The sequence below is a fragment of the Endoryza foliicola genome (genome assembly GCF_050589245.1).
Lineage (GTDB): Bacteria > Bacteroidota > Bacteroidia > Chitinophagales > Chitinophagaceae > Endoryza > Endoryza foliicola.
The window spans coordinates 40138-64749 of sequence record NZ_JBOBEW010000001.1 but is presented as its reverse complement, the minus strand read 5'-3'; the positions used below and the strand labels follow the sequence as shown (position 1 = coordinate 64749).

22 protein-coding genes are annotated in these 24612 nt (G+C 41.7%); 13 read left to right on the top strand and 9 right to left on the bottom strand.

Going from position 1 to position 24612, the window contains the following annotated elements; genetic code table 11:
- The first annotated feature begins 178 nt into the window (after window positions 1-178).
- Window positions 179-1000 (top strand): SDR family oxidoreductase, encoded by an 822-nt coding sequence (locus ACQ2HE_RS00245; protein WP_430895707.1) that lies wholly within the window; start codon window positions 179-181, stop codon window positions 998-1000.
- Window positions 1001-1517: 517 nt separating this feature from the next.
- Window positions 1518-2972, top strand: coding sequence for an amidohydrolase (locus ACQ2HE_RS00240; protein WP_430895709.1), 1455 nt, complete (start codon window positions 1518-1520; stop codon window positions 2970-2972).
- 262 nt (window positions 2973-3234) lie between these two features.
- Here the strand turns inward: ACQ2HE_RS00240 and lysS are convergent, their stop codons facing one another.
- From lysS to ACQ2HE_RS00225, 3 genes are all read right to left on the bottom strand, one after another.
- Window positions 3235-4752 carry a lysine--tRNA ligase gene (gene lysS, locus ACQ2HE_RS00235; protein WP_430895711.1) on the bottom strand — a complete coding sequence of 506 codons (1518 nt, stop codon included), beginning with the start codon at window positions 4750-4752 and terminating at the stop codon, window positions 3235-3237.
- Window positions 4753-4837: 85 nt separating this feature from the next.
- The gene (locus tag ACQ2HE_RS00230) at window positions 4838-5725 is read right to left on the bottom strand and encodes a flavin reductase family protein (protein WP_430895713.1); all 888 of its coding nucleotides are present in this window, start codon (window positions 5723-5725) and stop codon (window positions 4838-4840) included.
- 6 nt (window positions 5726-5731) lie between these two features.
- Window positions 5732-6736, bottom strand: a complete 1005-nt coding sequence (locus tag ACQ2HE_RS00225; RefSeq protein WP_430895715.1) for a fumarylacetoacetate hydrolase family protein — start codon at window positions 6734-6736, stop codon at window positions 5732-5734.
- Window positions 6737-6822: 86 nt separating this feature from the next.
- Between ACQ2HE_RS00225 and ACQ2HE_RS00220 the strand changes: the two genes are divergently transcribed.
- Genes ACQ2HE_RS00220 through ACQ2HE_RS00200 form a run of 5 tightly spaced genes read left to right on the top strand, consistent with a single transcriptional unit; the run spans window position 6823 to window position 11796 of the window.
- On the top strand, window positions 6823-8595 hold the full coding sequence (locus ACQ2HE_RS00220; protein WP_430895717.1) for a glycoside hydrolase family 9 protein: 1773 nt from the start codon (window positions 6823-6825) through the stop codon (window positions 8593-8595).
- 19 nt (window positions 8596-8614) lie between these two features.
- Window positions 8615-9997, top strand: coding sequence for a UDP-N-acetylmuramate--L-alanine ligase (locus ACQ2HE_RS00215; protein ID WP_430895719.1), 1383 nt, complete (start codon window positions 8615-8617; stop codon window positions 9995-9997).
- A 51-nt stretch (window positions 9998-10048) separates the two neighbouring features.
- The gene (locus tag ACQ2HE_RS00210) at window positions 10049-10723 is read left to right on the top strand and encodes a sterol desaturase family protein (protein WP_430895721.1); all 675 of its coding nucleotides are present in this window, start codon (window positions 10049-10051) and stop codon (window positions 10721-10723) included.
- Window positions 10724-10727: 4 nt separating this feature from the next.
- Window positions 10728-11000 (top strand): hypothetical protein, encoded by a 273-nt coding sequence (locus ACQ2HE_RS00205; RefSeq protein ID WP_430895723.1) that lies wholly within the window; start codon window positions 10728-10730, stop codon window positions 10998-11000.
- A 25-nt stretch (window positions 11001-11025) separates the two neighbouring features.
- Window positions 11026-11796 (top strand): TIGR02757 family protein, encoded by a 771-nt coding sequence (locus ACQ2HE_RS00200; RefSeq protein ID WP_430895725.1) that lies wholly within the window; start codon window positions 11026-11028, stop codon window positions 11794-11796.
- 57 nt (window positions 11797-11853) lie between these two features.
- Here ACQ2HE_RS00200 and ACQ2HE_RS00195 read toward each other — a convergent pair whose 3' ends face one another.
- Window positions 11854-12993, bottom strand: a complete 1140-nt coding sequence (locus ACQ2HE_RS00195; protein ID WP_430895727.1) for a cystathionine gamma-synthase — start codon at window positions 12991-12993, stop codon at window positions 11854-11856.
- 323 nt (window positions 12994-13316) lie between these two features.
- On the opposite strand from ACQ2HE_RS00195, the gene ACQ2HE_RS00190 reads away from it, so the two are divergent.
- Window positions 13317-13748 carry a hypothetical protein gene (locus ACQ2HE_RS00190; RefSeq protein WP_430895729.1) on the top strand — a complete coding sequence of 144 codons (432 nt, stop codon included), beginning with the start codon at window positions 13317-13319 and terminating at the stop codon, window positions 13746-13748.
- A gap of 16 nt (window positions 13749-13764) precedes the next feature.
- On the opposite strand, the gene asnB is transcribed toward ACQ2HE_RS00190, so the two are convergent.
- The 3 genes from asnB to ACQ2HE_RS00175 all read right to left on the bottom strand — a co-directional run bounded on the left by asnB (window position 13765) and on the right by ACQ2HE_RS00175 (window position 16990).
- A complete protein-coding gene (gene asnB / locus ACQ2HE_RS00185; RefSeq protein WP_430895731.1) occupies window positions 13765-15609 on the bottom strand; it encodes an asparagine synthase (glutamine-hydrolyzing) in 1845 nt (614 codons plus the stop codon).
- A 178-nt stretch (window positions 15610-15787) separates the two neighbouring features.
- Window positions 15788-16351, bottom strand: a complete 564-nt coding sequence (locus ACQ2HE_RS00180) for a DUF2911 domain-containing protein (RefSeq protein ID WP_430895733.1) — start codon at window positions 16349-16351, stop codon at window positions 15788-15790.
- Window positions 16352-16402: 51 nt separating this feature from the next.
- On the bottom strand, window positions 16403-16990 hold the full coding sequence (locus ACQ2HE_RS00175) for an acyl carrier protein phosphodiesterase (RefSeq protein ID WP_430895735.1): 588 nt from the start codon (window positions 16988-16990) through the stop codon (window positions 16403-16405).
- Window positions 16991-17420: 430 nt separating this feature from the next.
- On the opposite strand from ACQ2HE_RS00175, the gene ACQ2HE_RS00170 reads away from it, so the two are divergent.
- The 5 genes from ACQ2HE_RS00170 to ACQ2HE_RS00150 all read left to right on the top strand — a co-directional run bounded on the left by ACQ2HE_RS00170 (window position 17421) and on the right by ACQ2HE_RS00150 (window position 23014).
- The gene (locus tag ACQ2HE_RS00170; protein WP_430895737.1) at window positions 17421-17870 is read left to right on the top strand and encodes a hypothetical protein; all 450 of its coding nucleotides are present in this window, start codon (window positions 17421-17423) and stop codon (window positions 17868-17870) included.
- Window positions 17871-17948: 78 nt separating this feature from the next.
- A complete protein-coding gene (locus ACQ2HE_RS00165; protein ID WP_430895739.1) occupies window positions 17949-18398 on the top strand; it encodes a hypothetical protein in 450 nt (149 codons plus the stop codon).
- A 977-nt stretch (window positions 18399-19375) separates the two neighbouring features.
- Window positions 19376-20350, top strand: a complete 975-nt coding sequence (locus ACQ2HE_RS00160; protein WP_430895741.1) for a deoxyhypusine synthase family protein — start codon at window positions 19376-19378, stop codon at window positions 20348-20350.
- Between the two features lie 33 nt (window positions 20351-20383).
- Window positions 20384-22498: an LTA synthase family protein gene (locus ACQ2HE_RS00155; RefSeq protein WP_430895743.1), complete on the top strand. Its 2115-nt coding sequence runs from the start codon at window positions 20384-20386 to the stop codon at window positions 22496-22498.
- 84 nt (window positions 22499-22582) lie between these two features.
- Entirely contained in the window at window positions 22583-23014 is a 432-nt protein-coding gene (locus ACQ2HE_RS00150) for a hypothetical protein (protein WP_430895745.1), read from the top strand.
- Between the two features lie 209 nt (window positions 23015-23223).
- Here the strand turns inward: ACQ2HE_RS00150 and rpiB are convergent, their stop codons facing one another.
- Both rpiB and tatC read right to left on the bottom strand, forming a co-directional pair.
- Window positions 23224-23679, bottom strand: a complete 456-nt coding sequence (gene rpiB, locus ACQ2HE_RS00145) for a ribose 5-phosphate isomerase B (RefSeq protein WP_430895747.1) — start codon at window positions 23677-23679, stop codon at window positions 23224-23226.
- Between the two features lie 33 nt (window positions 23680-23712).
- Window positions 23713-24564: a twin-arginine translocase subunit TatC gene (gene tatC, locus ACQ2HE_RS00140; protein ID WP_430895749.1), complete on the bottom strand. Its 852-nt coding sequence runs from the start codon at window positions 24562-24564 to the stop codon at window positions 23713-23715.
- Between the last annotated feature and the right edge of the window lie 48 nt (window positions 24565-24612).

Sequence of the window (24612 nt, the reverse complement as noted above, 5' to 3'; positions counted from 1 at the left end):
CAAAGATACCTCGCAGTTCAAATCTATTCAAGAGCAGTATTGCTCGTTTTTTGAACTATCATTTTTACCAAAGAACTCGGAAAAATACGATACGGGATTGGGTAGTTTTTCTAAATATTCCCCCTAAACGACTGTTTTTTCGTGTTTTAGCTTAATTTCAGCTATTAAATGAGTTGCTATGCAGTTTGAAAATAAAGTGGTTTTAATAACAGGCGGAAGTCGTGGAATCGGTAAAGCCATCGCGCTTAAGTTGGCAAGCGAAGGTGCGCACACGGTTATTGTAGGCAAAACAGCTGAGCCGCATCCAAAACTTGACGGGACCATTCACACCGCTGCAGAAGAAATTGCAAAAGCTGGTCCGGGAAACGTACTACCCATACAAGGCGATATTCGTTATGAAGAAAGCATTCAGCATATTGTAAAAACTACCATTGACACCTTCGGGCGCATCGATATTTTGGTGAACAACGCTTCCGCAATTAGCTTAACGCCTACACCGCAAACAGAATTCAAGCGTTGGGATTTGATGCATCAGATCAATGTTCGCGGAACATTCTTTATGTCGAAAGAATGCATTCCTCACTTAGCAAAGGCGCACAACCCGCATATTCTCAATCTTTCACCGCCTCTGAACCTGGATCCCAATTGGTTTGGAAAGCATCTCGCCTATACCATGAGCAAATATGGAATGAGCATGGTAGTGTTGGGTTTGGCAGAAGAATTAAAAGAACACCGTATTGGTGTAAATGCCTTGTGGCCTAAAACAACCATTGCCACAGCTGCAGTTCAAAACCTTCTTGGTGGTGATTTCTTAATTCAACGCAGCAGAACTACCGATATCGTAGCCGATGCCGCCATTGAAATTCTTCAACGCCCTTCATTTGAATGCACGGGTAATTTCTTCATTGATGAAGATATACTACGTGAAAAGGGAGTAACTGATTTCACCAAGTATGCAGTGAATCCGGAGCAGAAGTTGATGCAGGATTTGTTTGTGTGAGAGCAGGAAACGAGGAGTCGAGGAGACGAGGAAACAAAGAAAGAACAAGAGCAGGAACAGGGGGGATAATTAATAATTAATAATTAAACAGCCAGCAGTCAGGCTGATTGAAGATCGGAGGCTAATCTGTGAGAATCTCTTGTAATCTGGGGTATCTGTGGTAAAAAAAGAGGGAGGAAGGTGGATAGAGGACGGAGGAAATACAACGATACTGCCAACGCTGCGTTACAGCTGCGCACGCTGCGCTGGTTCCTGAGCGGGCCGAAGGCACAGTCGAAGGACGCTGCGGTAAAAAACATGAAGATGAAGAAACCTTTGCGATCTCTCTGCGCCCTTTGTGACGAAAATTAGCTTGAAGATGAATTCAGTACCTCAATAACCCAAAGCTTTGTTGATTACAATGACCACTCCATTCGAGTTTAAGTGATTCATCGCCTCCAGCCTTGGGCGAGAATTGCGCTCTTTTTCTTACATTTAACGATCAGTATTTATTCTTTCCAATAAAACATCGTTACACATGAGAAAAATTGCAATGAGCCTGCTTTTACTGAGCAGCTTATCGGTTATGGCACAAAAGAAAAAGCCTGCTGCAGATCCCGCTGAAAAAATTAAGACACAAGCTACACAAGACATTCAGTCTGGTTACGATAACTATAAATCAGTAGCACTTCAAATCTGGAACTATGCTGAAGTAGGATACAAAGAAGTAAAAAGCTCTGCCCTCTTGCAAGAAACACTGAAAAATAATGGCTTCACTGTTCAATCAGGTGTGGCTGAAATTCCAACTGCGTTTGTTGCAACCTATGGCAGTGGAAAGCCGGTGATTGGTATCTTGGCTGAATTTGATGCCCTACCGGGTTTGGCCCAAACCAACAGTCCCGAGAAAACACCCATAGCCGGCAAAGAAGCAGGTCATGGTTGCGGACATCACTTATTCGGAACAGCATCAGTAGCTGCCGGAATTGAAATCAAAAAATTAATAGAAGAGAAAAAGTTTACCGGTACCATTAAAGTATTTGGTTGTCCGGCCGAAGAAGGTGGAAGCGGTAAAGTATATATGGTGCGTGCCGGATTGTTCAATGACGTAGACGTGGCCATTCACTGGCATCCCGGCGCTGAAAACGGAGTTACACTTACCAGCGCATTAGCGAATAAATCTGCAAAGTTTCGTTTCAAAGGAATTTCAGCGCATGCAGCAGCATCACCTGAGAGAGGTCGTTCTTCTTTGGATGCAGTAGAAGCAATGGACAATATGGTTAACATGATGCGCGAACATGTTCCCCAAGAAACCCGCATTCATTATGTGATCACTAATGGCGGCAAAGCCCCCAATGTTATTCCTGATTTTGCTGAAGTGTATTATTATGTACGTCATCCAAAGCGCGATCAAGTAAAAGCAATTTTTGACCGCGTAGCGAAAGCTGCAGAAGGTGCGGCCTTAGGTACGGAAACTAAAATGGAATTCGAAATCATCGGAGGTACACATGATCTGTTGTTAAACCGTTCTCTTGCAGATGTAATGCAGAAGAACTTAGAAAAAGTAGGCGGGGTAAAGTACACTCCCGAAGAAATTGAATTTGCAAAGAAAATTCAATCTACTTTCGGATACAAAGCGCCCGATATCAGCAATGCAGATAGTATTAAAGCGCTAAAAGTTGTGAACGATGCAGGTGGAGGTTCAACCGATGTAGGAGATGTGAGCTATGCGGTTCCTACAGTAGGAATGAGCGCCGCAACTTGGGTTCCCGGAACAGCAGCGCATAGCTGGCAGGCTGTTGCTTGTGGTGGTACTGAAATTGGCATCAAAGGATTGATGGTTGCAGCTAAAACAATGACATTAACCGCAATTGATCTCTACCTCAATCCAGCACTTGTTGAAAAAGCAAAGGCGGAATACCAGGCTGCTCTTGGCGACTATAAATATGAAGCCTTGTTGGGTAATAGAAAGCCTGCGTTGAATTACAGAGATTAGTTGGTTGATTTGTGAATTTGATGATTCGGTAATTAGTGTGATTACTTCAAATAATCGTAACGAGTAGGAGTGAGAGCATCTTGCCAACAAAGTTTAGCATTTGAATGCTTTGGTTGGTTTTTATGTTGCGAACTTGACGCAGAAGGGGTCACACAATACGTTTAAGTGGATAAATGATTTTTTAAAGAAAATAAAAAATCCCGCCTTGGCGGGATTTTTCTATTAACAAGTTAGTGAACTAACCAATGAACAAATTCACCAATTAACCAATTGACTCCGGTCTCATTTGTGGGAAGAACAACACATCCTGAATGCTTGGTTGGTTAGTCATCAACATACACAAACGATCGATGCCGATACCAATACCCGAAGTAGGTGGCATACCATATTCCAATGCGCGCAAGAAATCGTAATCGATGTACATCGCTTCGTCATCTCCACGTTCCATTAATTTCACCTGATCTTCGAAACGTTCACGTTGATCGATAGGATCGTTCAACTCACTGTACGCGTTTGCAATTTCTTTACCGTTCGCCATTAACTCGAAACGCTCTACAAGCCCGGGTTTATCGCGGTGCTTTTTAGTGAGCGGACTCATTTCTACCGGGTAATCAATGATAAAGGTTGGTTGAATGTATTTTCCTTCAGCTTTGCCTCCGAAAATTTCATCGATCAGTTTTCCTTTACCCATGCTCTTATCGGTATGGATGCCCAATTTTGAACACACTTCTCTCAGTCCGTCTTCATCCATTTCACTCACGTCAAATCCGGTATGCTCTTTAATGGCATCGTAGATCGTAACGCGTTTATAAGGAGCTTTGAAATCGAGTTGTTTGTCGCCCACTTGAACAACAGTAGTACCGTGAAGGGCGATGGCAATGCGCTCCATCAAATTCTCGGTAATCTCCATCATCCAATAGTAGTCTTTATAGGCGGTGTACCATTCCAATACGGTAAACTCCGGATTGTGCGTACGATCCATTCCTTCGTTGCGGAAGTTGCGACTGAATTCATACACCCAATCAAACCCTCCAACTATCAAACGCTTCAAATACAATTCATTGGCGATACGCATGTAGAAAGGAACATCCAATGCATTGTGATGTGTTGCAAATGGACGAGCTGCTGCGCCACCGGGTATTGATTGTAGTACAGGGGTGTCAACTTCTAAAGCACCCAATCCGTTCAAATATTCACGAATGGTATTTACCAATTTCGTGCGTTTAACAAACGTATCTTTTACTTGAGGATTGATGATCAAATCAGCATAACGCTGGCGGTACTTAAACTCAGGATCAGTTACTGCATCAAAGGTTTCACCCTCTTTTTCTTTTACAATTGGAAGCGGTTTCAAACTCTTTGTGAGTAGTGTTAGTTCTGTTACGTGAATAGAAGTTTCACCTGTTTTGGTAGTGAACACAAAACCCTTCACACCAATGATATCACCGATATCGATCAAGTGCTTCCATACTTTATCGTACAAGTTCTTGTCTTCGCCCGGGCAAATATCATCTCTGCGGATATAAGCCTGAATTTTTCCTGAACCATCTTGGAGTACAGCAAAGCTTGCCTTACCCATGTCACGAACACTCATAACACGGCCAGCCAAACATACATTCGCGAAGTCGGCCTTATTCTCCTCACCCTTATAATCACGCTTTATAGCAACAGCGGTTTGATTTACGGGGTATAATGGAGCAGGGTAGGGGTCGATCCCCAGTTCCTGTAAGGCTTTGAGCTTCTCTCTTCTAATCAGCTCTTGTTCAGATAATTGAGACATATTCTATTGATTGTTAAAAATAAGTTTCCCATTTTCAGGGCCTGCAAAATTAGGACGAAACAACGGCTGTACCAAGTTTGCCTTTCTAGCCCTCAGTGGAGGTGAGCAGCACCTGCCACGCATCCTTAACCCTTCCTTCGTCGAGCAGTTTTTTGGCCAACAAATGGCATTCTTTTTCCATCTCAGCTGGACTTACACTGTAGTATTGAATGATTTGCTTTAGTTCCGACAATTCAAAACTGGGATCTATTACGGGATAGTCGTGTACATTTCCGAGTTGTCCTAAATTATTACCCGTTAACACGGTACTGTTTCTAATGGCTGCCGGCAGTTGATCAACTCCAATGCCGAGTTGAGTATTTGGCTTTTCCACTTGAAACAAATTCGATTCGTTTACTACACAATACCAATCGCCTCCAAGTCGAGCAACATGATTGATCTTTCGCTGGTCAACTTTTTTATTTTCATCTAAAAGCGAATCATCAATGTGCATGCACAAAACTTCACATATCACTAAATTTCCTGCTCCGCCTCCTGTTCCTAAAGCTTTTACTTCAAGAACTTTGCATTCCATTTTAATCAAGCTCTCTTTTACCATAGAAGGTTTTACAAGTGTTGCTTTTTCTTCTGTAAAGCCTGCTTTGATAAACTCGTTTACACCTTTTGGAAATTCACAACTACTCAAGCTCATTTGTTGCACCATATCGTAGGTAACCACATGTATTACTACCTCAGGTACGGAAAGTACATTTTGAAGCGTGTGTTTCGAGCTGTTATCGCGCACCCGTAAACTTGGTGAAAACACCAATATGGGTGGATTCGATGAAAAAAGATTGAAAAAACTAAAAGGACTTAGATTCATATTGCCCTCTTGATCAATCGAACTTACAAACCCGATTGGGCGAGGCGCTACCGCATGTTGCAAGTAGTACTGTTTCTCTGCAGGTTTCAGTTGGTCAAATGCTAGCGTCATGTCTTTTTATTTTTTACGGGCAAGAATACTAAAGTCGGAGTCTTCCGCTACAATGGTATTTTCGAGTTTACCCAAACCTTCAATCTCCATCACTACACGGTCGCCATCTTGCAACCACTGTTCTTGGTAATTCGGATCGTTGCGTTTGCCGGTTCCATTCAATTCAAGAAAGCAACCGGTACCAACAGTACCACTACCTATAACATCGCCTGCATATAGGTTCACACCGTAAGATGCGCGTTCAATAATTTCTGCAAAAGTCCAATCCATATCACCTACATTTCCTTCACTTACTTGCACATCGTTCACCCAGCACTTCATTGATAGGCTCCAGTTTTTTCCTACATGACCCGGTTTGGGTTCTTTTTCAAATGCTGCTAACTCATCGAGCGTTACCAACATTGGCCCAATAACTGTCGAAAAATCTTTTCCCTTTGCAGGTCCTAAGTTCAATAACATTTCTTCCATCTGAAGTGTTCGAGCACTCATATCGTTCATGATCATTAAACCGGCAATATAATCGTCTGCTTCTTCTGCTTTAATATTTCTGCCGTGTTTGCTAATTACAATGGCGGCTTCCAACTCAAAATCCAGTTTGTTGAAATGATCGGGCATGCACAAAACGGGACCGGGTCCTTGAATACTATGATGGTTGGTGAAATAGAAAATGGGGTATTGATCGAATTCGGGAATCATAGGCGCGTTTCTATTTCTGCGCGCTGATTCCACATGTTGACGAAAAGCGTAGCCATCTCTACAACTAGGAGGGAAGGGTACGGGTGCAATGATTTCCACTTCGCCGGGATTTTTTCCTTTTGAGGAAGAAATCTTTCCTTCTTTTACTAAAATTTCACCGCCTTGAGCCATGGGCAAATAATCGTCCCAATAGTTCAGGAACATACCCATGCTGTGAGGCAAATCGGGGTGCAATACTTCCATGTCGTACAAAAGCCCATTTATAAGCGCAGCTAAACGGTCTTGTCCTTCTTCTAAATACGATACAAATTTCATAGCAATAACATTAGGCCTGCAAGTTAGCACAATCCGCTGCTCAAAAATGGTTTCAATAGGCCGTTTTTTGATTGTAACTTAATGCCATGAAGCGAATACTTTCCATTGCCTTGGTGTTTATAATGATGGGTTCTTTTAAAACGCGTCTTTACAACCCCTCATGGATTCGAATCAATTTGGTTGGATACCGAACACAGGCTCCCAAAGTGGCCGTTTGGTGCAGTAAAGAAAATGAGCAAATTCAGCAGTTCCAAATTGTTGATATCCTCAGTGGAAAGCCTGTTTACACAGGTAAGAAAGTGGAAAGTTTTGGAGCTTATGGTCCTTTTAAAGCAGTAACAAGACTCGATTTTTCCGATTATACAATTGAAGGACGCTATGTAATTGTGGCCGGAGGTGTCAGTTCTCCGGAGTTTACCATTGCATCCGACGTTTACCGAAAAGGAGCTGATTTCTGCTTACGCTACATGCGTCAGCAGAGAAGTGGATTCAACCCATTTCTGAAAGACAGTTGCCATACCAAAGACGGCTATGTGCTCTACGGCAGTTCAAAAGGGATTAAAGATAGCTCTTATGTTTATGTGAGTGGTGGATGGCACGATGCCAGCGACTATTTGCAATACGCCACTACATCGGCCAATGCAACCTATCACTTATTGATGGCCTATCGTGATTTTCCCGATGTGTTCAATGATATCTATCAGGCCAACGGATTGGCGGGTTCCAATAAAATACCTGATGTATTAGACGAAGCCAAATGGGGTCTTGATTGGCTCTTAAAGATGCATCCTAGAAAAGATTGGATGTTCAATCAGGTTGGAGACGATCGCGATCATGCCGGAATGCGCATACCCAAGGAAGATAGTTTTTATGGAAAAGGAATTCAACGCCCCGTCTATTTCATCAATGGCAAACCACAACAAAGAGGGAAGTTTTTAAATCAAACTACCGGCGGTGCCTCTACCGCAGGAAAATTTGCAAGTGCCTTTGCTTTGGGAGAGCGCCAGTTCAAAGCCATTGCTCCGTCTTTTGCAAAAATGCTTCGCGAAAAATCGTTGACGGCGGTTCAATTTGGTGAAGCGATGCCCGGCGTAGCTCAAACTGTTTCCGTAAAGTCGCCCTATATCTATGCAGAAGGAAATTGGATGGATGATATGGAATTGGCTTATGCCGCGCTGTATGCGCGTGATAAAGATCCGCAACAACTTGCAAAAGGAATGAAATTGGCGTCGAAGGAACCACTTACTCCTTGGATGGAGAAAGATACAGCAGCCCACTACCAGTGGTATCCCTTTATCAATATTGGTCATTATGAATGGATGCGACAATTGAAGGGAGAAGCGAAGAAGAAATTGCTGAGTTATTATAAGAAAGGGATTGAACAGGTTTGGTCTCGGGCACAAAAAAACGGCTTCTATCGCGGTGTGCCATTCATTTGGTGCAGCAATAATTTGACGGTTTCCTTTGCCATTCAATGCTTTTGGTACAGAATAGAATCGGGCGATACCAAATACCAACCTTTAGAGCAAGCCTGTATTGATTGGTTGTTTGGTGTAAATCCATGGGGAACTTCCATGGTCTATGGCTATCCGGCTTGGGGCGACACGCCGATAGACCCGCACAGCGCTTTCACGCAACTCAAAAAATATCATATTGATGGTGGACTAGTTGACGGTCCGGTGTACACGAATATCTATAACAACCTCATTGGGATCAAATTGTACAATTCCGATTCATATGCAGCTTTTCAAAGTAATTTGGCTGTTTATCATGATGATTTTGGCGATTACAGCACCAATGAACCAACAATGGATGGAACGGCCTCATTAATTTATTTACTCGCTGCATTGGCAAAATAATGCATTGTATCTTTGTACCATGATCCATTCTATAGAACCACTTAAGCGTATTTTTTTTATTGGCGTAGCCGGAACCGGCATGAGCGCACTAGCGCAGTATTTGAAGGGAATTGGAAAAGAAGTGACGGGAAGCGATCGCTACTTTCAGCCCAATACATTTAATGATACAAAATCGAAACTTGAAGCCGAAGGCATTCAGTGTTTTGTGCAAGACGGATCCGGCATAACAGCGGAAACCGATGTCGTGATCGTGTCTACTGCAGTTGAAGACACCGTTCCGGAAGTAATCAAAGCAAAATCGCTCAATATTCCCATACTCAAACGTTCTGAATTATTGGCCTTGATTGCAGCCAGTAAAAAAACGATCGCGGTTGGAGGCACCTCAGGAAAATCAACCACAAGCGGCATGTTGTTTCAGATATTGGAAGAAGCCGGTTTGCAACCTAGCATTATAAGTGGTGCCGGTTTGGTTAGCATTATTCAGGAAGGGAAAATAGGCAATGCGAAAGTAGGGCAGGGAGAATGGCTGGTAATTGAAGCCGATGAAAGCGATGGCTCCATTGTTCAATACCATCCTGAAATTGGTTTGCTGCTCAATATTGATAAAGACCATAAAGAGATTGACGTTCTGCTCGATATCTTCCAAACGTTTAAATCTAATTCCAACACCTTTATTGTAAACCGTTCGCATCCATTAGCAGCACCTTTATCTGCCAATGCCGCGTTCGACTTTGCCACTACACCGAATACAGGAGCAGGTTTTGAAGCGAAGGATTTTAAACAAGAAGGATTTGTATGCAAGTTTACCGTCAAAGATCAAGAGATCACTTTGAACACGGTGGGAAGGCACAATATGGAAAATGCACTAGCCGCTTTAACTGTGGCAGCTTCTATTGGAGTTCCATTGGCTACTGCTGCAAAGGCCTTGTACAAATACGAAGGCATTTATCGCAGACATCAAATTGTTGGTAAGGTGCGAGGAGCTTGGTTAATTGACGACTATGCGCACAATCCGGCAAAATGCGCCGCCTCAATTGCAGCCTGTCAGCCGCTCGCCAAAAAAGTAATTGCTTGGTTCCAACCACATGGATATGGACCCACCCGTTTCCTTCGGAATGATTTTGTGCACGAAATAGCCGAAGTATTGCGTCCCGAAGATGAAATATGGATGAGTGAGATTTTTTATGCCGGTGGAACCGCTGTGAAAGATATTTCTGCTAACGACTTAATAGAAGACCTAAAAGCATTAGGCAAACCGGCTTTCTTTGAAGAAGACCGAAACAAATGGCCGGAAAGAATCAAAGAAAGCTTGGGAGACGATGTGGTGGTTTTGTTAATGGGAGCTCGCGACCCAAGCTTAGAGACTTATGCTCAACAAGTTATGGATGCATTTAAACGTTAGTAATTCATTCACATTTTCCTTTCTAATTTTGCATTGGCAAAAAGAAAGTGTATGAAGTTTGAAAAAATCCACAACAGAGGACAGGCACAACTTTTTGAGAATCCTTACCTGGAAATGCTTACTAAAACCAATCCTATTGTTATTTGGTCGATGTACATTCCGATTCTCAGTTTTATTTTGTACACCGCACATTCCAAATTTCATTTTTCAACCGGAAGCATGATTGGAATTTTTATTGCGGGCGTTTTTTTCTGGACATTTTTTGAATACCTAGCACATCGCTACATTTTTCACATGATCAGTGAAAGCAAGCGTATGCAGCGATTTGCTTACATCCTGCACGGGAATCATCATCACTACCCAAGAGATCGCGAGCGCCTATTCATGCCGCCCGTTCCCAGTTTGATCATTTCTTCTACCATTCTAGGAATTATGTATCTAATCATGGGAGTAAAAGCATTTTTGTTTTTTCCCGGTTTTATGGTCGGATACTTGATGTATGGAACCATGCATTATGCCATTCATGCATTTAACCCTCCGTTTAAATGGATGAAACCTTTGTGGAGAAACCATCATTTGCATCATTACAAAGACGAACACCATGGATTTGGAGTGAGCTCCACCTTATGGGATCATGTTTTTGGAACCATGTTCGATCTGAAAGCAGAGAAAGAAGATCAAGCCAAAGTAAATGAACTGAGGTTTGAGAAAAAGAAGATAGCTTAGCAGCATGGAATTGGAAAAGTTGATACAAGCTCCCGATCTCAGTGAGAAAGCAGTTGAACTGGAGGCGGCAGTAAATCATTTGATCAATACCGACTTCAATCGGCTCATCCAGGTATTGTATAGAATTGATATCAACGAATCGTTGTTAAAATATACCTTGAAAACAAATGCAGAAACAGATGCGGCAAAATTGATCACAAAGTTGATCATTGACCGTCAGATTGAAAAAGCAAGAACCAGGGGTGCTTCAGGTGCTTCTGAATGGAAGGATGTATAAAAAGAGGATGTTGTATTTTTGAGCTATGGATCGATCGGAGTTAAAAGAGTTTTTGGATTTTAAGGTGGAACAATACAACAAGCCTTCCTTCATAGAAGCCGATCCCATTGCGGTTCCGCATCGCTATACTTTTAAGCAAGACATTGAGATTTCCGGATTTTTAGTAGCCACTATTTCATGGGGCAATCGTAAATCAATCGTTGCCAACGGACATCGGTTGGCTGATTTATTGGGCAATTCTCCTTACGATTTCGTCATGAATCATAAGAGAAAGGATTTGATAAAACTGGAGTCTTTTGTTCACAGAACTTTTAATGGGGAAGATTTGATACATGCCGTGCAATCATTGCAGCATTTGTATAAGAGCTACGATGATATGGAAGCTGTGTATGCGCGCTATCAAACCAAGGAAAGTCTGCAACCTGCCATTACTGCATTTCGCGAAGCATTCTATTCAACCCCTGTTCCATATCGCACTCAAAAGCATGTTTCCGATCCTTCATCGGGATCAGCTGCCAAGCGCATCAATATGTTTTTAAGATGGATGGTTAGAGAGGATGCAAAGGGGGTTGATTTTGGCATCTGGAAATCGATCTCTCCCTCCAAACTTTCTTGTCCCTTAGACGTTCATTCCGGCAACACCGCCCGCGCCCTAGGCTTGCTCAAGCGTCCGCAAAGCGATGCCAAATCTGTTGAAGAACTGGACCAGTCGCTCCGATTGCTCGACGCCACTGATCCTGTTAAATATGATTTTGCGTTGTTTGGATTGGGGGTGATGGAGAAGTTTGCGAGTTGAGGGGCACAGTAGTACATACAACTAATCATCACACCATCACATTGACAAATCTTTATTCTATCCAATCGCCTTCGCCAAATCCTCTATCAAATCTTCCGCATCTTCAATTCCCACGCTCAAACGAATCAAGGAATCGCTGAGTCCGTTTTTGATGCGCTCTTCTCTGGGAATAGAAGCATGGGTCATAGAGGCGGGGTGATTGATCAAACTTTCAACGCCACCCAAGCTTTCTGCTAAGGAGAACACATGAGTGCTTGATAGCACTTTACGAGCAGCTTCTACACTATCGTCCTTCAATTCAAAACTGATCATGCCGCCAAAGTCTTTCATTTGTTTTTTGGCGATTTCGTAACCGATATTGCTTTCGAAACCCGGCCAATATACTTTTCCAACTTTGGGATGTTTCGCCAACCAATGCGCAATGATCTTTCCATTCTCACAGTGCTGCTTCATGCGTACTCCCAATGTTTTGATGCCTCTTAACACTAAAAAGCAATCCATTGGACCGGGAACCGCACCACAACTCTTCTGAATAAAGTACAACTGCTCACGTAATGCCGGATCATTCATCATCAAACAACCTTGAATTACGTCGCTGTGTCCACCTAAATACTTAGTAGCACTGTGCATTACGATATCCGCGCCTAAGTCCAATGGGTTTTGGAGATAGGGAGAAGCAAAAGTATTGTCCACTACCAAGATCAAGTTCTTAGGCTTTGTAATGGCTGCAATTGCTTCGATATCTGTAATGTTCATCAGCGGATTAGTAGGTGTTTCCAGCCAAACCATTTTAGTAGCAGGACTAATTGCCGCTGCAACATTTGCTGCAATGGTCGTATCTACGTAAGTGAATTTAATTCCGAACTTTTCAAACACTTTCGTGAAGAGACGGTACGTACCTCCATACATATCATTTGCACAAATAACTTCATCACCGGGAGCTAATAATTTGATGACTGCATCGGTAGCCGCAACACCGCTGCTAAATGCCAATCCAAACTTTCCGTTTTCTATAATTGCGAAAGCTTCTTCCAATGCTTTGCGGGTTGGGTTCTGACTTCTCGCATATTCAAATCCTTTGTGATCGCCGGGTGCTGCTTGAACAAAGGTGCTGGTTTGATAAATTGGCGTCATAATAGCGCCGGTAGAAGGATCCGGATGCGCTCCGGCATGTATAAACTTTGTAGCTGGTTTCATATTCGTAGTTATTGACTGCAAAGATGCAACTTTTGCTGCAGTGAATCCATGCTTATTCCCCTGTTTTTAGCGCCTGAGTTTTCATACAAGTAGTTTAACAGCACTTTAACCCGATTGCTGCAATTTGTTGTAACATTTTTCAAATGCTTTACGGTACTGCGTTCTGTTCCATAAAATTCATTACGCAAATTTCTAATAAGTACGAATAAATTCGTTGATTCGGTTTTCTTTAACACCACACTTACCAATTAGCTTGACTTCAGCGACTTACTAGGGTAGATTTGAATCCTGTTTCATTTGTTCACATCACTAAATACAAAGCCATGAAAAAAATTTCTTTAATGATCGTAGCGGCCATTTGCGCCGTGAATGCTTGGGCCTTTAACCCCAATAGCAAAGTATTGAAAGCTTTTAATGAACGCTTCTCTAAAGCACAGCAGGTAAAATGGGAAGATGATGAGGATCGCTATTATGTGAGTTTTGTGATGTCGGGTGTTCGATCTCGCGTGTTTTATAACAAAGATGGTGAAATTGTTCGGGCGATCCGCTACTACCAGCCGGAGAATTTACCCGTAGGAATTCAAAATCGACTGTTGAAAGAATATTCAGATTACAAACAGTTTGGAGTAGTTGAACTTACGGAAGGAGATACCGTGAATTATATCGTTAAGCTTTATGATGACAAGCATTGGTTGACAGTGAAAGTTGACGAGTTTGGAAATTCAGAAGTAACGGAAAAATTGATCAAGGGTTAAGGATCCTATATATTCCCTATAGGAAGGCACCGGCGCATAAGAGTTTCCAGTCGGTGTTAACAGCCGCATAGGAAGGGTGCGGCTGTATTTTTTTATCTAGTATTGAAGCATTAAGAATGCGTTCACGCACAAGTTTTTCTTTCGAATCAATGATTCTTTCTTGAACAGCTTTAAGTTGCATCCATTTTTCTTGCGGCGGTTCAAATCCAATCTTTTTGCGATTCCATACAATTGCCTCCGGTAAATGAGGAGCCATTAATTTCCGGAGAATCCATTTAGAGCATCCTTGTTTGAATTTGTAGTGGGCCGGAACGGACAAACAGAATTGAATGAGTTCAAATTCCAAGAAGGGTAATCGAACTTCTATTCCATGTGCCATGCTGTTTCTATCGGCATAACGCAACAATTCTTCCAATCCACCATTAAAGCAACTGTCTACCAATGCTTCTTGTAAGGTTTTTATCTGCGGCTTATTGATAAAGGTTTTCGATTCTAAGCTGTTCAGCCATTCGATATTGAAATCCAATTCTTTTCTTGCTTTCTTTTCGGCCAACTGAACCAATACCTTGTTTGCTAAATTGGGAGCTAGTGAAGCGGCATAATTTTTCCAGCCCCATCTGGGATCGTATTTTTTTTCTGCGTTAACGGTAGTCCAGTCACCCTTCCGAATACATTCCTGTAAAAACCAATGACGGTATTTATCATATCCCCCTAATAATTCATCGGCTCCTTGCCCATCGAGCAGCACTTTTATGCCTTCTTCCTTTGCCTTTCTGAATACATAGTATTGAGCAAAACTACTGGCACTACTGATGGGCTCATCGTGGAGCTCCAGTAAATGTGCGAGATTACGTTCTATCTCAGTACTGCTGATTTCAATGAAATACTGTTGAAGATTGAACTGCTTTCCAATGGTTCTTGCTGCCATTGTCTCATCTTGAGCGAAGCCAGGAAAGGAGGCAGTGAGACTTTTGTGTTGATAGCTGGATGGCAGCTCTAGATGTCCGGCAATCAGTGCTGCAATAGATCCGCTGTCTAGTCCGCCACTCAAGCTAGTGCCACTGGCTACATCGCTTCGGAGCCTACGGGAAATACTTCGTTCCAAGAGGTCTTTAAATTGCGCTAAGATCTTTTCTTCTGAAAGATCAGTTATATCCATTGGACGAAAGCTCCAATATTTTCGAACTGCTACTTCAATGGTTTCATTTTTCAATTTCACAGTAGCAAAATGTGCTGCCGGCAATTTCTTTATATATCTATAAAAGGTAGAATAATGATTGGGAACATTGTGTAGATGACCAATACTGAGGTATTGCGCCATTAATTCGGGTTCAATTTCTTTCGAAAATCCGGCCGCGAACAGGGCTTTTATTTCTGAGGCAAAGATCCATTGACTGGCATCTTGGCTAAAAGCAAAATAAAGAGGTTTTTCTCCCATCCGATCTCTGGCAACGAATAGCTCTTGTTGCACTTCATCCCAAATAGCCAGCGCAAACATGCCATCAAACCGATTCAAACAATCAGCACCAAAGCGGTCATAACTTGCTAGGATAACTTCAGTATCGGAGGCCGTTCTGAATTGATAACCTTGCTGCTCAAGATCTGATTTCAGCTCTTTATAGTTATACAATTCGCCATTGTAGGTGATGGTAAATCGATTGTTGAAATGCATGGGTTGTGCGGCTGCAGGGGAGAGGTCGATGATGGAGAGCCTGTTATGTCCTAACCAGATATTGCCGCTGGGGTTTTGCCAGGAACCCATTCCGTCGGGGCCTCTGTGTTGAAGGGCGTCCAACATCATAGCGCCCGTTTCAAGGCTTATCGAGGCTGTTTTTGATACAATTCCGGCAATGCCACACATTTATTAAAATTACAATACTTGAATGAATTGCGAAGATTGAAATGATGGTACTTCGTAGAATCTAGGTTGTAACTAGTTCCAAATTCTCGCACGGGGAAGGTTTTTTAAGCATTTAGTAGCCATTTACTACCACACTCCAAATTCACGAATTAGCTAATCCCCTCATCTCCTCCTTTTCTCACCAACTAAACGGCAACTTCGCAACCACGTCGTCCCATCCAATCACCAATTGGCAACCGGTGCCCAATTTTTCGAAGGCCATAGAGAAAGCCTCAATATTTTCAGTAGATTTTTCAGGTTTTATGTCAACTCTTAATACATCTTTTTTTGCGTCGTATTGAAAAGCACCCCAGATATCCGTTTCTTTATTAAATATGATGGTCCACTTGTCTACTGTAGGAATAGCATATACAGTGTAACGACCTTTCTTCAATTTATTGGTACCAATTTTCACATCACGGAACAATTCAATTTCTGTTGCCTCGTTGGCTCCTAAACGCCATACTTTTCCAAATTCAACCAATTCTCCAAAAACGGTACGACCATTTTTTTGTGGACGACTATAACAAACACGCATGATCAACGGATCAGTGGCCTTATTTTGAATTTTTAGAACAGGATAATTAATGGGGAAATAAATCATATCCATCGGCGATTTGTCGATGGCAGGAAATCGGTTCTGAGCCGAGGCGGATATCCAAAAACAACAAATTGTAATTACTAACAATTGGATTTTCTTCATTCTTCATGGTTTAGGAACAAAAATATATAATTATATAGTTATATGCCTCATTTATAAATGAGATGCAATATAATTACGTGAAAGGCTTTCCACTTCCGGAATAAACTCCTCATAATAGCCTTTTAACTGCTCGTAATGCAATTTGAATATGTTAAAAGCTGTGTTCGACTCAGTTATATATTTCGCTCTGCGAACCAACCCTGCAAAACTATTTGCGATACCCCAGGTACTATTATAATGATAAAGCCAGTTTTGTTCTTTCATGAACGGCAACATTCTTTTGAAGCGTTCGGGAAGAACTTCTTGCCTTTCTTCTAAACTTGTATACACTTCTTGCGCAAAAGCCTTTAATGTGGCATCTGGGAGCCTGGTTTCGTCTTTTGCAAGAAAGTGATCGTAAACAATGTCGATAAAGGCCCCACTATAAAGTCGATAATCTTCTCTAAAAAGTTGTTTTGCTTCGGAAGTGACTTTGTGCGAATCGGTAAACTCATCGATCAACCGATGCAAGCGTATTCCAACCTGAATATCAGCGGGCAAGTCATATTGTTTGTTTCCCTTGATAAAATCACTGGTCATATTACCAATGAGAATACCCGAATGATGAAACGATAGATATGCGTGCGCCAAATAGTTCATAAATGGAAGTTACAACATTGCTTTTGTTCGTATTGCTCAAATTTAAAATTATGTGCAATACATTCTAATGTGAGTAAGGATCATTTTCTTAAAAGCGTGTTTTAAAACAAGAAAAATTCAAAATTGGTTAGTAGGCTTCCTATCGGTTAAGTGGGTAGTTTTTCTTTTGTACTATTACTTAACGTTCACTTAACAGCGCATTAGCAATTTGTTAAGACTCTCTTCAAAACTTTGCGGGCATTGAATTATAGCCGACTGTAGTAAAGTATCGATACGCTTACTCTTGTTTTATATCCCTCATTTCATCGCTGAATTCAACAATTCATTTTAAAATAATGCAACCCGCTGTAACAAAAGTTTCCAGTGCACGTCATATTGATGTGACACGATTTGAGTATCACTTATTAAAAACACTATAAATAAATTAACCATGAAAAAAGTAATCTTAACCGCGATTTTATTCGCAACTGTATTCACTAGTTCTGTATTTGCAACTGAATCCTATTCAGTAAGTAAGAAAGTACAAAAATCTTTTGAGCAAACTTTTGTTAATGCAAAATCTGTTGCGTGGGAAAAAGTAAGTGCTGAAGGTATCTATCATGCTTCTTTCATCATGGATCAACAAGAGTACCATGCTTACTTCAGTGCAGACGGCGAATTGGTTGCAACAGGCCGCAGCATCAGCACCTCTTCTTTGCCAATCATTGTAAGTCAATCACTTGGAGAGCGTTTCGGTTCTTTTGCTTACAAGTCTGCAATTGAATTATTGAAGGACGGAAGTACGAGTTACATCGTTTCTTTGGAAACAACGAAGCACAACTTAAGTGTTCAAGTGCATTCAGATGGAGATGTTAATATTGTTAAAAAAGAAAAAAAATAAGCCGGGACTGTAACATTTTAATTCAATGCTCGTCCTATTATCGGAATCCTTTTAAAGAATAAAGAATACCTAAATAAAATGAAACGTTTATTACAAGTTGCACTAATGGTTACCATGTTTGTAACAAGTGCATTCGCTAACAACACTGATAAAGTAAATCAGAAATTGAATCAATCCCTTACACGTGATTTTGCAAATGCAAAAGATGTAAAGTGGGAGCAATCAAAAGAATTTTCAAAAGCAACTTTCACTTTGAACGGACAAGTATTGTTCGCTTTCTATAACGCAGAAGGAGAGTTGATGGCTACTACTCGTAACATTGTATCGGGTCAATTGCCAATCAACTTGCAAACAGAATTGAAGAAAGAGTACGGTACAATGTGGATCACTGATTTGTTCGAAATGGCAGCCAATAATGTTACTACTTACTATGTAACGCTTGAGTGTGCTGATTACACAATCGTTTTGAAATCAGATGATGCAAGCAGCTGGTCTGTTTATAAAAAAGACAAAAAGTTCGCAGAATAAAAGAGTGTTTTCTCAAGTTGGTTTTAGTTGGAAAGTAAGCCTTCGTGTTAATAGCACGGAGGTTTATTGTTTTGAGAGGGAACAGCCGGAACGCAAAGGAATGGTGGTTGGAGGTTGTAGAGTGTTTTGTGAATTTAAGTTTTTTGCAGCTCGAAATTCGAAGAAGCTGTACTTAAGTACGCAAAGGCCGCTTCGCGGGAATACAGAACCACGGGGGCTCGGAGGCACGGAGGTGAACTGGTTTCGGTGGAAGAATGGATTTGACGCTGCGATTCAAAATGAAACTTTGCGACACCTTCGCGGACTTTGCGCACGTTGCGGTGAATGTATTTTTAAACGTAAAGGTTTTGGGGTTGAAGGTTGGAGAGTTTGTGGTTAGTTAAGTTTTAGATAGTTCGATATTTGAAGAGTCGTTTCCTTAAGAACGCAAAGGCCGCTTCGCGGGGAATACAGAACCACGGGGGCTCGGAGGCACGGAGGGTATCTGCCCTGGGCGCAAGAATGGATTTGACGCTGCGATTCAAAATGATACTTTGCGACACCTTCGCGGACTTTGCGCACGTTGCGGTGAATGTATTTTTAAACGCAAAGGTTTTGAGGTTGGAGGTTGGAGTGGTTGTGGTTGCTTTAAGTTTTTGGCTACTTGAAATTCGTAGAGTCGTTTACTTAAGAACGCAAAGGCCGCTGCGCGGGGCAATACAGAACCACGGGGGCTCGGAGGTTATCTGGCTTCATCGGAAGAATGGATTTGCCGCTGCGATTCCGCTGCGATCGCTGCGCCGCTGCGGTAAAAAAACTCGCGACTGCTGAACTCGAAACATCTAAACCTTTGTGTTAAAATGGTACTCTCCTCCTAACCGCCCCCTTTTATTGCTCTTAATTCTCAATTATTAATTAATTTTGCGTCTTTCCCGCAGCGTCTCAATGCACCCGATGTGAATTGATCTGAAGGCGGATCACTTTATAATTGGAAATCAATGAACAAAGGTCCTGTTTCAAATTTTATTCAACACCATTACCGCCATTTTAATGCTGCAGCTTTAATGGATGCTGCCAAAGGGTACGAGCAACATTTATTAGAAGGCGGAAAAATGATGATCACACTTGCAGGTGCCATGAGTACCGCTGAATTAGGTATTTCGTTGGCGGAAATGATTCGTCAAGGTAAAGTTGACATCATCAGTTGTACCGGTGCCAATCTGGAAGAAGATGTTATGAACCTGGTAGCACACTCTCACTACAAACGCGTTCCTAATTACCGCGATTTAACTCCTCAGGAAGAGTGGGATCTTCTGGAGAATCATTACAACCGCGTTACCGATACCTGTATCCCCGAAGAAGAAGCTTTCCGTCGTTTGCAAAAACACCTGGTAAAACAATGGAAAGATGCAGAAGCAAAAGGGGAACGTTATTTCCCTCATGAATTTTTATACAAAACCGTTCTCAGTGGCGAGTTGGAACAATACTATGAAATTGACCCTAAAGACAGTTGGATCGTAGCCGCTGCTCAAAAGAACATTCCTATTGTTGTTCCGGGTTGGGAAGATAGCACCACAGGTAACATCTTCGCGAGCTACGTAATCAAAAATGAATTGAAAGCTACCACAGTAAAAAGTGGTATTGAATACATGGTTTGGTTGGCCGACTGGTACCGTCAAAACTCTGGAGGTAAGGGCGTTGGCTTCTTCCAAATTGGTGGTGGTATTGCAGGTGATTTCCCTATTTGTGTAGTTCCCATGATGTACCAAGATCTGGAATGGCACGATGTTCCTTTCTGGAGTTATTTCTGCCAAATCAGTGATTCTACAACCTCTTATGGTTCTTATTCAGGCGCAGTTCCTAACGAAAAAATCACTTGGGGTAAACTCGATATCACGACGCCAAAATTCATCGTAGAGAGTGATGCAACCATCGTTGCCCCTTTGATGTTCGCATGGATTCTAGGTTGGTAATCGATCGAATTATTACATTAATAAAGTTTCTATATGGCAATTTTGTCGCCTTTTAAGCTTTTAAGCAAAAAAAACAGGTTCACGCCTGTTTTTTTGCTGTTAGCCATTGTTGTAAGCATCTCATTTCTTACTCGATTGGCCCTTCTTATTAAAACAGGTTCAGGTTTCGAGTTCTCAATTAGCAACCTACTCGGGGTATTTTTTATTGGTTTAGGATATGACTTGGCTGTAGCTTCTTATATCATCATACCAATGGTATTGTACCTCTGGTTTATGGACGATATAGCGTATACTAATCCGCGTTATACAATTATTGCATCAATTCTTACCGCATTTGTGCTGGTACTCTTATTCTCCGACTTAATTCCCAAAGACTACAACGCCGATCTTCGCAAAGGAGCAATTGGATATGTAGTGTTCCGTCTCTTGGTTTTTGTATGGATGAAATTTAAGTCAACTGAATTCAGAGTGAAATGGCGTTTGGGAGTGCTTACATTCGATTTTATCTTCTTAAGCTTCTTACTCATCTTTAACGCGATCTCTGAATGGTTTTTCTGGGACGAATTCAGCAATCGATACAATTTCATTGCAGTAGACTATTTGGTATATACCAATGAAGTATTGGGAAACATTAAAGAAAGCTATCCGGTTGAATGGATCATTGCAGCAGTATTGCTGATAGCCGTTGGCCTTACTATTTGGATTCGCCCTCAATTGAGAGCTGCACTTCAAGCAGAAACTCCCTCTTTCCTTAAGAGAACATCGTATGCTTTAGCCTTTTTGATTGTTCCTGCCATTGTTTATTTCAGTTTAGACAATCATTGGCGAAAATTCAGCAAAAACGAATATGCCAATGAGTTGGCAGGAAACGGGATGTTCGAATTTGGAACCGCTTTCTGGAACAATGAATTAGACTTCTTCAAGTTTTACAAAGCACTACCCGATAAAGAAGCGTTTGAGATCATTCGCCAACAACTAGCATTACCTAATGCAAAATTTGTAAGCAATGATCCCTTCAATTTAGAGCGAGACATAACTTATTCGGAGCCTGAACAGAAAATGAATGTGGTACTTATTAGTGTAGAAAGTTTAAGTGCCGATTTCATGGAAGCGTTTGGAAGTACAAAAAACATCACGCCTTTTCTCGATTCTCTTTCAAAGGAAAGTTTGTTTTTTACCAATTTGTATGCTTCGGGTACTCGCACCGTGCGTGGCTTGGAGGCGCTCTCACTGGCTATCCCGCCTACTCCCGGACAAAGCATTGTAAAGCGCCCTGATAATGGCAATCTATTTTCCATCGGCTCGGTATTGGCGTCAAAAGGATACATTACTCAGTATATGTACGGTGGATACAGTTACTTCGATAATATGGGAACCTTCTTTGGCGGAAACGGTTATCAAGTAATTGATAGAACGGCAATAGACCCTGCCAAAATTCATTTTGCCAATATTTGGGGTGTTGCCGATGAAGACATGTTCGATAAAGCAATTGAGCAATTAGATCAAAACCATCAATCGGGTAAACCCTTTTTCACTCATATTATGACTGTGAGTAATCATCGTCCTTTTACTTATCCGGCCAACCGTATTGATATTGCACCTGAAAAACAAATGCGCGAAGGAGCGGTAAAATATACAGACTACTCAATTGGTAAATTCATTCGCGATGCCAAACAAAAACCTTGGTTTAACAATACCTTGTTTGTTATTGTATCGGATCATTGCGCCGGAAGCGCCGGCAGTGTTGCACTCCCTGTAACCGGTTATCACATACCATTGATCTTTTATTGTCCTTCCAAATTGAAACCCGCTAAGTTTGAACGCCTCACGGCTCAAATCGACATAGCCCCCTCAATTCTAGGCTTTATGAAAATGAGCTATCGATCCAAGTTCTTAGGACGCGATCAGTTTTCGGCTCCCGAAGGGGCTGAACGGGCATTTATTAGTACCTATCAAGGATTGGGGTATTTGAGGGACGGAAAGCTGGTAATTCAGTCGCCGGTAAAAAATATCAAAGAATTTAAGCCCGATTTTTCGACAGGTAAGGCAGAACAATCGCCCCTCACCGATAGTCTTGTAAAACAAGCAGTTGCGTATTATCAAGTGGCCAGTTGGCTATTGAAAAATAAACGCTATGGCTCCAAATAGTTAAAATTTTTATAAGGGGTTGTTTAAACTCGAACGGTCAATGCGGGTCTATGTATACGTACCAGCAATTAAAAACCGTTATTTATGAAACAAAACAGCACCATGAAATTTTTAATGTTAAGTCTTGGTCTTACCGCTTTCACTTTCGCCGCTAATGCGCAAACAGCTAGTGATAAAAAAGACCGCGTAGAAAACAAAATTGATCGTAGAGAAAATCGCAAAGACCGTCGCGAAGATGTGCGTGATAAAAAAGAAGATGTTCGCGATAAGAAAGAGGATCGTCGCGACAAGCGCGAAGATGTTCGTGATAAACGCGAAGACGTTCGCGATGCAAAACACGATGGTGGTAAACGCGATAAAATAGAAGATCGTAGAGACAAACGCGAAGATGTTCGTGACGCTAAAGAAGACAAGCGCGATAAAAAAGAAGATGTTCGTGACAAAAAAGAAGATCGTAAAGATAGAAAGGAAAATGTTCGCGATCGTCGTGAGAACAGAAGAGACAGAAGAAATTAATAATGAATAATTAATAATTAAGAATGAGCCGCCTTAGGCGGGGAGTTAATTAAATATATTCAAACAGAGAGGGCCGCACTTGTGCGGCCCTCTCTGTTATTCAGCAATTACTTCCTAATTCTACGAGTTTGAAATCCAAACACAGGATTGATTGTATTGATTCCCTCTTCTACACTAATTACCACATTCACCAATTCTCAAATTCTGATTTAGCTACAACTAATCTTATTTACCCTATTCTGATGTCTACCACCTTCGAATGCAGTTGTGATAAAAATATCTACCATTTCTTTTGCTAGATCTACACTTACAAAGCGAGCAGGTATGCAAATGATATTTGCGTCGTTGTGCTGACGGATCAAACTCGCTACTTCAGCATTCCAGCTCAAGCCCGCGCGAATACCCTGATGCTTGTTAGCAGTCATGGCTACGCCATTTGCGCTGCCGCAAATCAAGATTCCAAATGCAGCCATTCCGGACTCAACTAAGTCTGCTACAGGATGCGCGTAGTCAGGATAGTCTACCGAAACATTTTCAAACAAGCCTTTATCTACCACCTCATAACCTTTTTCTTTCAAATATTCGATCAAGGTTTTTTTCAAATCGAAACCGGCATGGTCTCCACCAATTACAATCGGTTTGCTTAGATCTAAATTCGCAGCCATAATATGTTGAATTCGTTTAAAGTTCGTTATCTATTACCACTCATTCATTTTCTTTTGTTCAGCCTTGTACACTCTCGCTGAAATAATCACCCCAATTTCAAACAACAAAGCCAATGGCACGAATACCAACATTTGACTGGTCCAATCAGGAGATGGGGTAATAACGGCGGCAATCACAAGAATTGCTACCAGTGCATATTTGCGATAAGTGCGTAAAAAGTTAGGAGTAATCAATCCTATTTTGGTAAGCACATAACTGATGATTGGTAATTGGAATGCGATCCCGGCCCCTAAAATAATGTCGACCATGTTTTCTGTATAGTCGTCCAAAGTAGGGATGGTGGTTACAAATCCGGTTTTACCCATCGTATAGTTGGCCAAGAAGCTAAACGTAAAAGGAGCCAACAAAAAATAACCAAAAGCTGCTCCGGTGAAAAAGAAGAAAGAGACCCAGAAAATACCGCCTCTGGCAGCTTTCAATTCTTTTTGATTTAAGGCAGGGCGAATGAATTTCCAAAATTCCCAGAATACATAAGGAAAGGCAACTATGAATCCACCTACAAAGGCAATGGTGATGCTCGACATGAACTGCGTACTGAAGTTCATAGCCTGTAATTTCACATTCGGAGCCGGCATACAAAGGGCGTCGCCTAATTTGGCCCAATGACTGAAATTGCACAAACCGGTATAGGTGATAAAGTTTGGGCGCATGGGTCCCATGATCACATAATCAAAGATCTCGTCGATGTATATGAAAATGGTAATTGCAAAAACCAAAATCACTAGTATAGATCGGGTTATATGTCCGCGGAGCTCTTCCAGATGATCCACGAACGACATCTCCTGATTATCCTTGTTCCTCTTATTAAAAAATGGTAATGCCATAGCGAAAAGTGGAGCAAATTTAAGGGTATTCGGTCGGGTCGCCAATCG